Source organism: Corynebacterium nuruki S6-4 (assembly GCF_007970465.1).
In the GTDB taxonomy this organism is placed as follows: Bacteria; Actinomycetota; Actinomycetes; order Mycobacteriales; family Mycobacteriaceae; genus Corynebacterium; species Corynebacterium nuruki.
In genome coordinates this window covers 992674-1006061 of record NZ_CP042429.1, presented here as the reverse complement: position 1 = coordinate 1006061, position 13388 = coordinate 992674, and the positions used below count along the sequence as shown (strand labels likewise).

Annotated in this window: 12 protein-coding genes; 8 read left to right on the top strand and 4 right to left on the bottom strand. The window is 69.1% G+C overall.

What is annotated here, in order from left to right:
• Positions 1–21 precede the first annotated feature (21 nt).
• Genes FSW06_RS04560 through FSW06_RS04545 form a run of 4 tightly spaced genes read left to right on the top strand, consistent with a single transcriptional unit; the run spans position 22 to position 3366 of the window.
• Positions 22–534, top strand: coding sequence for a DUF4282 domain-containing protein (locus FSW06_RS04560; RefSeq protein ID WP_010122389.1), 513 nt, complete (start codon positions 22–24; stop codon positions 532–534).
• A 10-nt stretch (positions 535–544) separates the two neighbouring features.
• Positions 545–1393 carry a DNA repair protein RecO gene (gene recO, locus FSW06_RS04555; protein ID WP_029450237.1) on the top strand — a complete coding sequence of 283 codons (849 nt, stop codon included), beginning with the start codon at positions 545–547 and terminating at the stop codon, positions 1391–1393.
• Between the two features lie 33 nt (positions 1394–1426).
• Entirely contained in the window at positions 1427–2161 is a 735-nt protein-coding gene (locus FSW06_RS04550) for an isoprenyl transferase (RefSeq protein ID WP_029450236.1), read from the top strand.
• Positions 2158–3366 (top strand): VIT1/CCC1 transporter family protein, encoded by a 1209-nt coding sequence (locus tag FSW06_RS04545; RefSeq protein ID WP_010122383.1) that lies wholly within the window; start codon positions 2158–2160, stop codon positions 3364–3366. Before FSW06_RS04550 ends, FSW06_RS04545 begins: the two co-directional genes overlap by 4 nt.
• A gap of 54 nt (positions 3367–3420) precedes the next feature.
• On the opposite strand, the gene FSW06_RS04540 is transcribed toward FSW06_RS04545, so the two are convergent.
• Entirely contained in the window at positions 3421–3840 is a 420-nt protein-coding gene (locus tag FSW06_RS04540) for a Fur family transcriptional regulator (RefSeq protein ID WP_010122381.1), read from the bottom strand.
• A 323-nt stretch (positions 3841–4163) separates the two neighbouring features.
• Here FSW06_RS04540 and FSW06_RS04535 point away from each other — a divergent pair, with 323 nt between their 5' ends.
• Both FSW06_RS04535 and FSW06_RS04530 read left to right on the top strand, forming a co-directional pair.
• Complete coding sequence (locus tag FSW06_RS04535; protein WP_010122379.1) at positions 4164–5546, top strand: glycine--tRNA ligase; 1383 nt, start codon at positions 4164–4166, stop codon at positions 5544–5546.
• A 16-nt stretch (positions 5547–5562) separates the two neighbouring features.
• On the top strand, positions 5563–6165 hold the full coding sequence (locus FSW06_RS04530; protein WP_010122377.1) for a hypothetical protein: 603 nt from the start codon (positions 5563–5565) through the stop codon (positions 6163–6165).
• 602 nt (positions 6166–6767) lie between these two features.
• Here FSW06_RS04530 and FSW06_RS04525 read toward each other — a convergent pair.
• A complete protein-coding gene (locus FSW06_RS04525) occupies positions 6768–8840 on the bottom strand; it encodes a TPM domain-containing protein (protein WP_029450235.1) in 2073 nt (690 codons plus the stop codon).
• Between the two features lie 50 nt (positions 8841–8890).
• On the opposite strand from FSW06_RS04525, the gene FSW06_RS04520 reads away from it, so the two are divergent.
• Both FSW06_RS04520 and FSW06_RS04515 read left to right on the top strand, forming a co-directional pair.
• The gene (locus FSW06_RS04520; protein ID WP_010122373.1) at positions 8891–9583 is read left to right on the top strand and encodes a YdcF family protein; all 693 of its coding nucleotides are present in this window, start codon (positions 8891–8893) and stop codon (positions 9581–9583) included.
• Positions 9584–9588: 5 nt separating this feature from the next.
• Positions 9589–10896, top strand: a complete 1308-nt coding sequence (locus tag FSW06_RS04515; protein ID WP_010122372.1) for a deoxyguanosinetriphosphate triphosphohydrolase — start codon at positions 9589–9591, stop codon at positions 10894–10896.
• Between the two features lie 13 nt (positions 10897–10909).
• Here FSW06_RS04515 and FSW06_RS04510 read toward each other — a convergent pair whose 3' ends face one another.
• Together FSW06_RS04510 and FSW06_RS04505 are read right to left on the bottom strand one after the other, a co-directional pair.
• Positions 10910–11425 (bottom strand): guanyl-specific ribonuclease, encoded by a 516-nt coding sequence (locus FSW06_RS04510; protein WP_010122370.1) that lies wholly within the window; start codon positions 11423–11425, stop codon positions 10910–10912.
• A 38-nt stretch (positions 11426–11463) separates the two neighbouring features.
• Complete coding sequence (locus tag FSW06_RS04505; protein WP_029450234.1) at positions 11464–13233, bottom strand: GMC oxidoreductase; 1770 nt, start codon at positions 13231–13233, stop codon at positions 11464–11466.
• Positions 13234–13388 lie beyond the last annotated feature (155 nt).

Genomic DNA, 13388 nt, shown 5'->3' with positions numbered 1-13388 from the left:
TGATTCCTGAAAGGAACGAGTATGACGACGCCCGATGACGGGAACTTCGGTACCGGCGGCAACGGCTCCGGCCGGTGGAGCAGTCAGCCCGACCCCGGTCAGCAGCCGCGGCACAGTCAGCAGCCGGCGTTCGGCGCCTACCCGGCCGGTCAGCCGGGCCAGCCGGGCCAGCCCGGCCAGCAGGGCCCCGGCACGGCATGGCAGGGCACCCGGCAGGACACGTTCTGGTCGGCGCTGTTCGACTTCAGCTTCACCAAGTACGCCACCCCCTCGATCATCAAGTTCGCCTACGTCCTCGGGTTCGTGTTCATCGCCCTGGTGTGGGTGGTCTACGCGATCATCCTCATCGGCGGGTTCGCCTCCGAGCTCGGCGCCGGCGGTGTCCTGCTCGGCCTCGTCGCCGCGGTGGTCATGTCGGTGGGCGCGCTGTTCAGCCTCATGATGATGCGGATGATGCTGGAGTTCTACCTCTCCAACATCCGGATCGCCCAGTCCGCGCAGAGCATCGACGAGCGTGGTGCCGGTCGGCGCTAGACTGACAGCCATGTCCCGTGCGCCTCGTCCCACTTACCGGGACGAGGCGTTCGTGCTCCGTACCCACCGGCTGGGGGAGGCGGACCTCATCCTCGTCCTGCTCACCCGGGGGCACGGTCTGGTCCGGGGGGTGGCCAAGGGCGTCCGACGGACGAAGTCCCGGTTCGGGTCACGGCTCGACCGCTTCGTGCGGGTGAACGTGCAGGTCTATCCGGGCCGTAACCGGTCGAAGCCCGACGGTGGCCTGGCCACCGTCACCGACGCCGCCACGGTGGCGACCTACGCGCCGACGATCTGTGCGGATGTCAACCGCTTCTACGCCGGGGTGGCGATGCTCGAAATCGCCGGGCAGGTGGTGCAGGGGGCGGATCCGCAGGAGACGGCGCTGATCTTCGGCCAGCTGGACGCCGCCCTCGCGGCTCTGGCCGGCACCGGAACCCCCGGAACCGGAAGCCCCGGCGGACCGGGAGCTGCCGCCCCACCGGCGGACACGGCGGTGGCGGGCACGCTGCCGCCCCGGACGCAGGCGGACCGGATGGTGCTGCAGGCGCTGGCGGTCGCCGGCTGGGCACCCAGCCTCGTCGACTGCGCCCAGTGCGGTCGGCCGGGCCCGCACCGGGCGTTCCACCCCGCCGCCGGTGGCGCGGTGTGTGTCCGGTGCCGGCCGGTGGGCGCGTCGACCCCCGATCCTCAGGCGGTGCGCGTGCTGTGGCTGCTGAGCCACGGCCGGGCCGGCCAGGTCGGCGAGGTGGCGGCGGGCCCGGACGGCTCCCGGATCCTGGGGGCGGCCCACGCTCTGCTGCTCGGGCACGTCCGGTACCAGACCGGTGCCCCGTGTCCCGCCTACGCGGCACTGTGAGCGGGTGCCGTCGGCGGCCGGCCGTCTGGCAGAATGGGGCGCGTGAGTACCCCTGAGATCCCCGCTGAGTTCATTCCCCGTCACATCGCCCTGGTGATGGACGGTAACGGAAGGTGGGCCCAGGAGCGCGGGCTGCCGCGGACCGAGGGGCACAAGCGCGGCGAGGGTGTGCTGATGGACATGGTCGACGAATGCCTCGACCTCGGGGTGGACTACCTGTCCGCCTACGCGTTCTCCACCGAGAACTGGCGCCGCAGCACCGGTGAGGTCCGGTTCCTCATGGGCTTCAACCGGGATGTGCTGCACCGTCGGCGCGACGAGCTCGACGCCAAAGGCGTCCGCGTCCGGTGGGCGGGACGCCGTCCCCGCCTGTGGCGCAGCGTCATCACCGAGCTGGAGAAGGCCGAGGAGCAGACGAAGTACAACACCCGGCTGACCCTGGCGATGTGCGTCAACTACGGGGGCCGCGCCGAGATCGCGGACGCCGCCCGTGCCGCCGCGGAGGAGGTCGCCGCCGGGCGGCTCCGGCCCCGGGACATCACCGAGAAGACCTTCGCCCGCTATCTCGACGAGCCGGACATGCCCGACGTCGACCTGTTCCTGCGTCCCTCGGGGGAGCAGCGCACCTCGAACTTCCTGCCGTGGCAGTCGGTGTACGCCGAAATGGTGTACCAGGACGTGCTCTTCCCCGACTACACGCGGGACGATCTGCGGGCCGCCGTCCTGGAGTACGCCCGCCGGGACCGTCGGTTCGGGGGTGTGAAATGACCGGGCCGGAGCCGACGAAACAGCAGCTGCGGCGGTGGCGGCGCTACCTGGCCGACGAGCGGGCGGAGGGGGCGGTGTACCGCGAACTCGCCCGCCGGAAGTCGGGGGAGGAGCGCGACATCCTGCTCGGTATCGCCGACGCCGAATCCCGCCACGAGCAGTACTGGCGGGAGCGCCTCGGCGATGAGGTCGGGCTGCCGCAGCGCGCCAGTTTCCGGACGCGGCTGACCGCCTGGATGGCCCGGCGGTTCGGTTCGGTGTTCGTCCTCGCGCTCATGCAGTCCGCCGAGGACCGCAACGTCTACCTGACGGAGGAGGAGCGCAGCGACGACCTGGCGACGATGGCCGCCGACGAGAAGATCCACGCCGAGGTCGTCCGTGGCCTGGCGACCCGCGGCCGGGCCCGGATGTCGGGGAACTTCCGCGCCGCCATCTTCGGGGCGAATGACGGGCTGGTGTCCAACTTCGCCCTCATCCTCGGTATGTACGGCGCCGGTGCCGGGCAGTCCACCATGCTCACCGCCGGCATCGCCGGGCTGTTCTCCGGGGCGCTGTCGATGGCCGCCGGTGAGTACGTCTCGGTGACCTCGCAGCGTGAGCTGCTGGATTCCTCGCGGCCGGACCCGGACACCCGGGATGCGGTGCCGAAGCTCGATGTCGACCGCAATGAACTGGAGCTGGTGTACCGGGCGCGCGGCATGGAGCCGGAGGCGGCCAGGCTCAAGGCCCACCGGGTGTTCGACCGGATGGCCGATCTCGAGGCGCTCGACGGGGCCGAGGTCCTGGGGACCGGCGATGAGCTCGGGGCCGGGCAGGACGGGACCGACGGCAGGGAGGGTGTCGACACCGCCGAGACCGCCGACACTGACGGCGCTGACGGCGCTGACGGCGCTGACGGTACCGATGACTCTGACACGGCCGACACCACAGGGACGGGCGTGTCCGCCGCGGTCTCGAGTTTCCTGTGCTTCGGTGCCGGATCCCTGATTCCGGTGCTTCCACTCATCTTCGGGATGGCGGGGACCGCGGCGGTGGTGCTGGCCGCCGTGCTCGTCGGTGTCGCCCTGCTGTGCACCGGTGCGCTCGTCGGGCTGCTCTCGGGGAAGCCGCCGCTGCTGCGGGCGTTGCGTCAGCTGGGCATCGGTCTCGGCGCGGCGCTGGTCACCTTCGGGCTCGGCACCGTCTTCGACGTCGCCGCCGGGTGACCGGGCTGTATCGGTGACGGCCGGTGGCGGTCGCCGACGGCCGGTGGCGGCCGGTCAGTCGGCGTGCTGCTGCCGCGCCACACAGTCCGGGCACAGTCCGAAGACGTCGGCGGTGTGCCCGGTGAGGACGAAGCCGTGCTCCCGGCTGACCCGGGCGGCCCACGACTCGACGGGACCACCGTCGATTTCGACGGTGCGACGGCAGCCGGTGCACACCAGGTGGTGGTGATGGTGTTCGGTGGAGCAGCTCCGGTAGAGCATCTCGCCGCTGTCGTCCTGGAGCGTGTCCACCATGCCCTGGTTGTTGAGCTGCTGCAGGGTGCGGTAGACGGTCGTGAGGCCGACCTTCTGCCCGTCGGTGATGAGGGAGGCGTGGATGTCCTGGGCACTGGCGAAGGCGGTGAGCTTCCCGAGTACCTCGATGACGGCAGCGCGCTGCCGGGTGTTGCGTTGACCGATCCTCGGAGTGTCCATGATGGCCCCAGCGTAGCCCCCGACCGGCGCCGGAGCGAAGATTTGACAGATGTTCCGGTGCTCCGTATCGTGGTGGCAGTTCCCCTGGGATGGCGCTACCCCCCCCCCTGCGTCCATCCCAACTTTACGGGGAACAGGCCCCATCCTCTTCGGAGGACAGCGTGGCCGGGACCCGCGAATACCCCCCCCCCTTTCGCGGGTCCTTTTTAATACTCTGACGAGGGCGGGGGCTGGTGTGGCGTCCGGCGGGCGGGCCGGTAGGATGGGCGTGACCTTAAGTCTTTCCCGTTCAACCTCACCACCATCGAGGAGTGTCACAGCGCATGGCCGCGAGCAATATCGATACCGTCGTCAACCTCTGCAAGCGCAGGGGACTGGTCTTCCCGGCAGGTGAGATCTACGGCGGTACCCGCTCCGCCTGGGACTACGGCCCCCTCGGCGTGGAGCTCAAGGAGAACCTGAAGCGTCAGTGGTGGCGCCACATGGTGACCTCCCGCAAGGACGTCGTCGGCGTGGACACCTCCGTCATCCAGCCCCGCCAGGTCTGGGAGGCCTCCGGCCACGTCGAGGTGTTCACCGACCCGCTGGTCGAGTCGCTCTACACCCACAAGCGCTACCGTGCCGACCACCTGCTGGAGGCCTACGAGGAGAAGCACGGCCACGAGGCGCCCAACGGCCTGGCCGACATCAACGACCCGGAGACCGGCCAGCCCGGCAAGTGGACTGAGCCGCGCGCGTTCTCCGGCCTGCTGAAGACCTACCTCGGCCCGGTGGACGACAAGGAGGGCCTGCACTACCTGCGTCCGGAGACCGCCCAGGGCATCTTCATCAACTTCAAGAACGTCATGGGTGCCTCCCGCAGCAAGCCGCCGTTCGGCATCGCGAACACCGGCAAGTCCTTCCGTAACGAGATCACCCCCGGCAACTTCATCTTCCGTACCCGCGAGTTCGAGCAGATGGAGATGGAGTTCTTCGTCAAGCCCGGCGAGGATGAGGAATGGCACCAGTACTGGATCGACAACCGGCTGAACTGGTACATCGATCTGGGCATCGACCCGGAGAACCTGCGGCTCTACGAGCACCCGAAGGAGAAGCTGTCCCACTACTCCAAGCGGACGGTGGACGTGGAGTACGCGTTCGGGTTCACCGGGTCGAAGTGGGGCGAGCTGGAGGGCGTGGCCAACCGCACCGACTACGACCTGAAGACCCACTCCGAGCACTCGGGTGAGGACCTGTCGTACTTCGACCAGGCCACCGGCGAGCGCTGGATCCCCTACTGCATCGAGCCGGCCGCCGGCCTGGGCCGTGCGATGATGGCCTTCCTCGTCGACGCCTACACCGAGGACGAGGCCCCGAACACCAAGGGAGGCGTGGACAAGCGCACCGTGCTCAAGCTGGACCGCCGGCTCGCCCCGGTCAAGGTCGCCGTGCTGCCGCTGTCCAAGAAGGAGACGCTCACCCCGACCGCGGAGAAGGTCGCCGAGGACCTCCGCAAGCTGTGGAACATCGACTATGACACCTCCGGTGCCATCGGACGCCGCTACCGCCGTCAGGATGAGATCGGTACCCCGTTCTGTGTCACGGTGGACTTCGACACCCTCGAGGACAACGCCGTCACCGTGCGTGAGCGCGACACGATGAAGCAGGAGCGTGTCAGCCTCGACAAGCTGCAGAGCTACCTCGCCGCCGAGCTCGCGGGCTGCTAGGGCGTAGAGACCGACCATGCCGAACCCGGACATCCGCTGGAGCACCCCCTCGGACGGGCACACCTTCCCGATCTACGGTGGTGCTCCCAGCGACATGGAGCGCCTCGGTGACTACGCGGTCGAGCGGGACACGGCCACGATCCGCTTCGCCGGCGACGTCTGGCAGCTGGAGGCGGGCAAGGGGCCGCGGATGACGGCGACCACCTCGCCGGAGACCGGGTCCCAGGTCTTCACCGCCGTCGGTGATGCAGCGACGTTCGGCCGGTCGAAGAACGTGGTCTGCACCATCGACCGGTACCGCGTCCTGCTCCACCAGGAGTCCCGCAAGGAGTTCGTCCTGCTGGACGCCACGGATGCCGGCGGGGAGGGCCAGGCCCCCATCGACCTGGAGAGCGCCCCGAAGATCGGTCAGTTCACCTCGGAGCAGGGTGGGCTGAAGAACCTCCACGTCGAGTTCGAGGGCGCGGGGCAGAAGCTCCCGCTGGATGCGCAGGTCTTCCTGTCCTGGGTGGCCCGCCATGCGATGGAGACCCGGGCGGTCTCGAGTGCGTGGGGGCTGACGATCTCGATGATCATCCTCATCCCCGTCGTGCTGTTCTACATCCTGGGCTACCTGTGAGGTAGGGGCGGGGGCGTAGCCGGCCACGGGGAGATAGAGGTGGGGAGTACCCGGCACGGGGTCCCCCGGGGCCCCGTTGGTGGGTGCCTGCCGTGCCGCCACGCGTCTGTCATAGGGCTGCTTTGCCACTACGCGCCTGCCGCCAGGCTGCGTTGCCACCACGCGCCTGTCGCCAGGTCGAGGCGCAGTGAAGCTACCCGGATTTTGCGCCGACTTTTCGCCCGGCCGCTGCCACGAAAGTCCCGGATTGTCGGTGCAAAGTCGGGGGAGGGCATGATGGGAAGCGCCGTGACAATCTGCGTCAACATTATGCGTCCTCAACCACGGCCACCGACATGAAACGTGCTGGCGAGGGAGCTTTCAGGGTTCCGTAGGGCGGACTACAGCACGCATAATGTTCAGGACGGCGGTCGCCGCCACGAATATCCCCGGATTGAGACCGGTGATCTCGTGAAGACCCGGATACCGGTCATCCAGGCACTGGAAGAATCCACGATTCAGGTCGAGCGGGCCTCGCACCCGGAGGAAGACTGACTGCGCCAGCGCTGGTGCCGGCATTCCGGGGTAGTCCGGGGGTCCGAGGGGGGGAAAAGTTGTCGGGGTCAGATGCCGAAGGTGTCTCCGCCGCCCCCGAAACCGTTGTCTCCGCCGCCACCGCCGCCGCCGAAGCCACCGAACCCGCCACCGAATCCACCGTGACCGCTGAGCAGGGAACCGAGGACGAGTCCGGTGACGAGGTTTCCGGCCCCGCCGCCACCGTGGTAGTTGTTCCGCCGGTTGTAGTCGTCGATGTCCTTCTTGGCGTGCTGCGCCGCCTGGGCGGCGATGTTGTTCGCCTGCTGTGCGGCCGTGAGCGCGTCCCGGGGGCGGGTGTCCCGGATCCTCCGGGCGTTGTCGAGGGCCTGCCCCGCCGACTGGGCGAGTGACCGGGCGGTCACACCGATCATGCTGCCGCGGGTGTGGATCGTGTCCTCGACGCCCTGTAACCGGGCAGTGGCGTCCGCGATGGTGCGGTCGACCATCGACAGTGTCCGCTCGTAGGAGTTCTGTGCACCGCGGGCTTCATCGATCTGGATGTCGAGTTCGCCGTCGGCCTCGAGCAGGGCCGAGTAGGTGCCCAGCGGGTCTTTCGCGCCGTTGCTCCGCGCGGCGGCCAGCGCGGTCTTCGCCGTGTCAACCGCTGCCGCCATGGCGGTGCGATTGAACTCGGCGTTGCCGGCCGCGAGCTGGGTGGCTTCGGTGATCTCTCCGTCGACCTCGTCGATGAGGGAGGACAGGTTGGACTGTGCCTCGCGCAGCTGGAGCTCGGCGTGGTCCACGCCGTCGAGCTGGCTGCGGGCTTGGCCGAGTGCGACGTGGGCGGTACCGGCGGCCTCCATAAGCCCACCCTGCTGGCCGGCGGGGAGTTTGAGGATCTCGCGGGCCCGGCTGATGGCCTTTTCCGCTTCGGCGATCTCGGCCTCGGCGATGTCCGGGTTGTCGACGACGGAGCTGAGCAGATCGGGGTCGACGCGGGTGGTCAGCGATTCGAGCGTGGTCCGCGCCTGCGGGACGCGGGAACGCAGTTCGACGGTCTGCTGGAACATCTTCTCGATGATCTCGGGGGCGTTGATGAGCTGGTGACGCAGCTCCGCGAATCGGGCGGCCTGGCTGTTGAGCTCTTCATCGGCCTTCCCGCACGACGAGATGACGTCGATGAGGACGGCGCGTTCCTCCATTTCGTCGCGGACCACGCCGTTCTGGAGGCGCTGGTATTCGCTGTAGGACTGGCTGAGTGTGCGACGCGAGGAATCGAGGGCACGTCGCAGATCGCGGGTGCGTTCCTCGCCGAACTCGGATTCCGCGGTCTGGAGTTCCTGAGCCCCCTTACGGATGGACTCGTCGGTGGACTGCAGCTCCTCGGCGGCGACGGTCCGCAGCGCGTGGGTCGGCTGCTGGGAGAGGTCACCGGAATCACCCGGGGCCACCGAGCGGGTTGCCTCGATCTCCTGCGCCTCGTTCTGCTTCCTCTTCTTCCTGCTCCACCAGAAGGCGCCGCCACCTCCGCCGACGACGACCACGGCGGCGACTCCGCCCCAGACATAGGTGGAGGTCGGGGTGACATCGGCGACGACGTCACCGATCGCTTCTCCACCCTCGGCCCAGTTGCCACCCGTCATCTTGTCCTTGATGGCCGAATTGACGTCTTTTGTGACCGAATTGGGTACACTGCGGCCCGGATTCGTGGAGACACTTCCGGACGTAGTGTCCACGACGATGATCAGTGCGTTGTTGATGTTGAGCTGGGATTGGAGACTACCGGCGAGCTGTTCCGCGTTCCCGCCGTCCACGTACACCAGGTACGCCTTGACGTCGGTCTCCTTCGGCCCCTTGGCCAGCTTGTCCTCGATCGACGACTTCTCCGAGTCGGAGAGCACCCCGGCCTGGTCAACGACCTGGGAGTCCAGGGTGATCTCCGGCGCGGTGGCGGTGCCCTGCGCGAGCACGGTCGAGGACTGTCCCGCCGGCGCCGTCACCGCACCCGCGGCCGGTGCCCCGACGAGCCCGAATCCGACGGCACCCAGCCCGGCCACCCCTGCGACCGCCAGCGAGGCGGCGGCACGGCGACCGCGGACACGCAGGGGTGAACGACGCTCACCAGCGGGGGTGGACAGGACAGGATTATCAGCGCACATACCCCCAACAATAACGGAACTTCCAGGTACAGGTGCGTACAGTGAGCTGCATGGCTGCACTGAAGTCACTGGGAAGAGGAGTCGGCACGACGGTCCGCGGACTGATCTACGCGATCGTCGGCACCGTCGTCGTCGCGCTCGTCATCGGCATCGCCACCGCCGCCCACGTCTGGGCCTACGCCCGCCAGGACGACCGGTCGTCGGCGGACACCATCCTCGTCCTCGGTGCCGCCCAGTACAACGGCACACCCTCCCAGTGGTTCGAGGCCCGCCTCGACCATGCCCGCGACCTCTACGAGGCGGGGGTCGCACCCCGCATCGTCACCGTCGGCGGCAAGCAGGAGGGCGACGCCTACACCGAGGCGCAGGCCGGCGGCATGTACCTGGTGGACCGGGGCGTGCCGCAGCAGGACATCACCGAGATCACCGAGGGTGCGGACACTCTCGAATCCGCCGAGGCCTTCGGCCGGCGGGCCCACGACGAAGGCTGGGGCAGCGTGGTCGTCGTGACCGACCCCAGCCACTCACTGCGCGCCACCGACATGGTCCGCGACCAGGGGATATCGGCCCACGGGTCGCCGACGCGGCAGGGTCCGGCGGTCTCCGGACGCCAGGAACAGGTCGACAGTATCCTCCACGAGACCGGTGGCCTGCTGTACTACAAGGCCACCCACCGCGGCGGCGGTGACTACAGTTTCGACGACTCGACCGCCGCGAAGCTCGTCGGCCGGGACCGGGACTGACCGCCGTGGAACGCTACCGGTACACCGGGCACGATCTCGCCCGCATCCTGCCCACCCCGGACAAGACCCTCGGGCTGCCCGGCGCACTGCCGGACCACCGGGACGCCTTCGACCGGGACCGCGCCCGGGTGCTGCACAGTGCCGCACTGCGTCGCCTCGCCGACAAGACGCAGGTCGTCGGACCCGGCTCGGGCGACACACCGCGCACCCGGCTGACCCATTCCCTGGAGGTCGCGCAGATCTCCCGGGGGATCGGCAAGACGCTCGGGGTGGATCCCGACCTCGCCGACCTCGCCGGACTGACCCACGACATCGGGCATCCGCCCTACGGGCACAACGGGGAGAACGCGCTCAACGAGGTCGCGGCGTCCTGCGGCGGTTTCGAGGGCAACGCCCAGACTCTGCGGATCCTCGTCCGCCTCGAACCGAAGGTGCTCGGCCCCGGCCACGACGGGGCGGAGACCAGCTACGGGCTCAACCTCACCCGGGCGAGTCTGGACGCCGCCTGCAAGTATCCCTGGGGACCCGTCGCCGCCGACGGCTCCCGCCGGCGCAAGTACTCCTGCTACGCCGAGGACCTGCCGGTGCTCGACTGGATCCGGGAGGGCGCCCCCGAGGGGCGCAAGTGCCTGGAGGCACAGGTGATGGACTGGTCGGATGACGTGGCCTACTCCGTCCACGATGTCGAGGACGGGGTGCTGTCCGGACGCATCAGCCTCAATGTGCTGTGGGACCTGGTGGAACTGGCGAACCTCGCGGAGAAGGGGGCGCGGGCCTTCGGCGGGGACCCGGCCGAACTCGTCGAGGCGGCCGACCGGCTGCGTGCCATGCCGCCGGTGGTGCGCGCCGCGGATTTCCAGGGGTCGCTGGCGGATCTCGTCGCGCTCAAGGGACTGACCAGTGAACTGGTGAGCAGGTTCGTCACCGCGGCGGTGACCGCCACCCGCGCCCGGCATGAACGGGAACATGATGCCGGGGTCGGGCTCGGCCGCTTCGCCGCCGACCTCGTCGTCCCCGCCGAGGCGCAGGCGGAGGTGACGCTGCTGAAGTCCCTGGCGGTGCTCTACGTCATGGACGAGAAGCAGCACCTCGCCCGGCAGGACCGGCAACGCGACCGGATCTTCCGGGTCTCCCACTATCTGGCGGCCGGGGCGCCGGGAAGCCTCGACCAGATCTACCGGATGTGGTGGCAGGAGGCGGACAGCGACGCCGCCCGGCTGCGCGTCGTCGTCGACCAGGTGGCCTCACTCACCGAGTCGCGGCTCGAACGGCTCGACCGGGCGGCCTCGGCGATCAGCGCCGCCTGGGGGTGAGTTCCGGCCCGGCTCAGTCCTCGGCGTCGGGGATGCTGCAGAAGGACGCGTAGTGGTCGTCGGTGTAATACCAGACGTCCGGGTCGGTGTCCGAGCCGCCGCCGACGACGATGCGGCGGGCCCCGCGGTGGTGCACCCCGGGAGTGTCCACCGTGTACTCGCGGTAGTAACTGCCGGACTCCTTCGGCAGCGCCCCCTCGTAGTTGCCGAAGTGCTTCCCGTCGTCACCGGGATGGTCGAACGGACCACCGTCGAGGACCGCGTCGATGACCTCGTCGGCCTCGGTGGGCAGCGTGTCGACCGCGCAGGAATCCCCGCCGGCGGAGACAGTGCCCGATGCACCCGCTGTGCCGCCCGTGCCTGTCGCGCCTGTCGCGCGCGCCGCACTGCTCGTCCGGGCGGTGGTGTCCGTTCCGGATCCGCCGTCGTCGAGGGCGGCGTCCACCCCGAAGTAGCCGGCGACGAGGACCACCACGGCCCCGACGACGGCGCCGATCTTCCCCCGCGGGGTGTTGTTCCCTGAGTTCACGGTCTACCAGTGAACCACACCGGGCACGGGACCGGGAATCAGACCGACGGCGCCGGCGCGGAACGGACCGGGGTGATCGGCAGACGCAGTGCGGCCGGGGCGTCCGCCGGGACGACCGGGTGGTGCGGCTCGACCGGGGAGACCCGACGGTAGGCGCCGACGGTCTCCGCCTGCGCCGGGCGGGGGTCCGCCTCACCCTTGTTCGGCCACAGGGCGGCGGCCCGCTCCGCGTTCGCCGAGATCGACAGCGACGGGTTCACACCCGGGTTCGCGGTGATCGAGGAGCCGTCGGTGACGAACATGCTCGGGTAACCCCACACCCGGTGGTAGGGGTCGACCACTCCGTCCTCGGGCGTGTCCGAGATCGTGCAGCCGCCGAGGAAGTGTGCGGTCAGCGGGATGTTGAAGACCTCCGGCCACACGCCGCCGGCGACGGCCTTGTCGAAGTGGGCGGCACCACGGCGGGTCGCCTCGTTGCCCTCCGGGATCCAGCTCGGGTTCGGCTCCCCCTCGCCCTGCCGGCTGGTGAGCAGCCGCAGCGGGCCGAGCTTCTTCAGGCTGGTGGTCAGCGAGTTGTCGCGGGCCTGCATGACCAGGTTGATCATCGTGCGCTCCGACCAGCCGCGCAGGTCGGCGACGAGCTTCACCGCCTTGGGGTTCATCGCCAGCTGGCGGAGGAACTCCACCCAGCGGGGCCACTTCGTGTCCCCGTCGGTGTTCATCGTCTGCAGCAGGCCCATCGCGTTGGAGCCCACCCCGTAGCGGACCGGTTCGATGTGGGTGTCCGGCGCCGGCCAGTAGCTCGACGTGATCGCCACGCCCTTGTGGAAATCGTATTCCGGGTCGGACTTCCACAGCCCCACACCCAGCAGTGCCTCCGAGTTGGTGCGGGTGAGCTGGCCGAGGTGCGGGGAGAGGTGCGGCAGGGTGCCGTCCTCCTTCTGCCGGTGCAGCAGGTTCTGGGTGCCCCAGGTCCCGGCCGCGATGATCAGGTAGTCACTGGTGAAGGTGCGGGTCTTCTTCTTCCCGAACAGCGGGCCGGTGCGCTCCACCGTGATTTCCCAGCCGGGCTCGTCGTCGGCGCCGAGTTTGCGGACCGTGGTCACCGTCGACCGGTCGTGGACCTCGGTGCCGGCCTTCTCCGCCAGGTAGAGGTAGTTCTTCAGCAGGGTGTTCTTCGCACCGTGCCGGCAGCCGGTCATGCACTCGCCGCATTCGGTGCAGGCGGTGCGCTCCGGGCCGACCCCGCCGAAGTACGGGTCGGCGACGGTCTCGCCCTCCTCGCCTTCCAGTCCGACCTTCTTGCCGAAGAACACGCCGACCGGCGTCATCCGGAACGTGTCACCGACGCCCATTTCCTCGGCGACCTGCTTGGACAGCTTGTCCGCCGGGGTGAACGTCGGGTTGTCGACCACGCCGAGCATCTTGCGCGCCTGGTCGTAGTACGGGCTGAGCTCGTCCTCCCAGTCGGTGATGTGGTCCCAGGCGGGGCTGTGGAAGTAGTTCTCGCCGGGCTTGTAGAGGGTGTTGGCGTAGTTCAGGGAGCCGCCGCCGACCCCGGCGCCGGCGAGGATCATTGCGTCCTTGAGCAGGTGGACCCGCTGGATACCGTAGAAGCCCAGCTTCGGGGCCCACAGGAAGTCCCTGAGGTGCCAGGAGTTCTTCGCGAAGTCCTTGTCGGCGAAGCGGCGTCCGGCTTCGACGACGCCGACGGAGTAGCCCTTCTCGGTCAACCGGAGGGCGGACACCGAGCCGCCGAATCCGGAGCCGACGATGAGCACGTCATAATGCTTGGCTGCTGCAGCCATGGTCAGTCATCCCTTCTGAGCACGCGGCGCCGCAGGTGCCGGTCAGGGCGCGCGGTCGTCATGCAGTCGTCACAGTCTGGATCAGTTGTTACGGAGAAAGCATAGGGGCATCCCGACGGCCGCGGAGCAGAACGGAGGAAGCGGTGGGACGCCAC

Excerpts from the sequence above, each read along its gene's own strand:
- FSW06_RS04560 (WP_010122389.1), top strand. The coding sequence starts at position 22 with ATGACGACGCCCGATGACGGGAACTTCGGTACCGGCGGCAACGGCTCC.
- recO (WP_029450237.1), top strand. The coding sequence starts at position 545 with ATGTCCCGTGCGCCTCGTCCCACTTACCGGGACGAGGCGTTCGTGCTC.
- FSW06_RS04550 (WP_029450236.1), top strand. The coding sequence starts at position 1,427 with ATGGGGCGCGTGAGTACCCCTGAGATCCCCGCTGAGTTCATTCCCCGT.
- FSW06_RS04545 (WP_010122383.1), top strand. The coding sequence starts at position 2,158 with ATGACCGGGCCGGAGCCGACGAAACAGCAGCTGCGGCGGTGGCGGCGC.
- FSW06_RS04540 (WP_010122381.1), bottom strand. The coding sequence starts at position 3,840 with ATGGACACTCCGAGGATCGGTCAACGCAACACCCGGCAGCGCGCTGCC.
- FSW06_RS04535 (WP_010122379.1), top strand. The coding sequence starts at position 4,164 with ATGGCCGCGAGCAATATCGATACCGTCGTCAACCTCTGCAAGCGCAGG.
- FSW06_RS04530 (WP_010122377.1), top strand. The coding sequence starts at position 5,563 with ATGCCGAACCCGGACATCCGCTGGAGCACCCCCTCGGACGGGCACACC.
- FSW06_RS04525 (WP_029450235.1), bottom strand. The coding sequence starts at position 8,840 with ATGTGCGCTGATAATCCTGTCCTGTCCACCCCCGCTGGTGAGCGTCGT.
- FSW06_RS04520 (WP_010122373.1), top strand. The coding sequence starts at position 8,891 with ATGGCTGCACTGAAGTCACTGGGAAGAGGAGTCGGCACGACGGTCCGC.
- FSW06_RS04505 (WP_029450234.1), bottom strand. The coding sequence starts at position 13,233 with ATGGCTGCAGCAGCCAAGCATTATGACGTGCTCATCGTCGGCTCCGGA.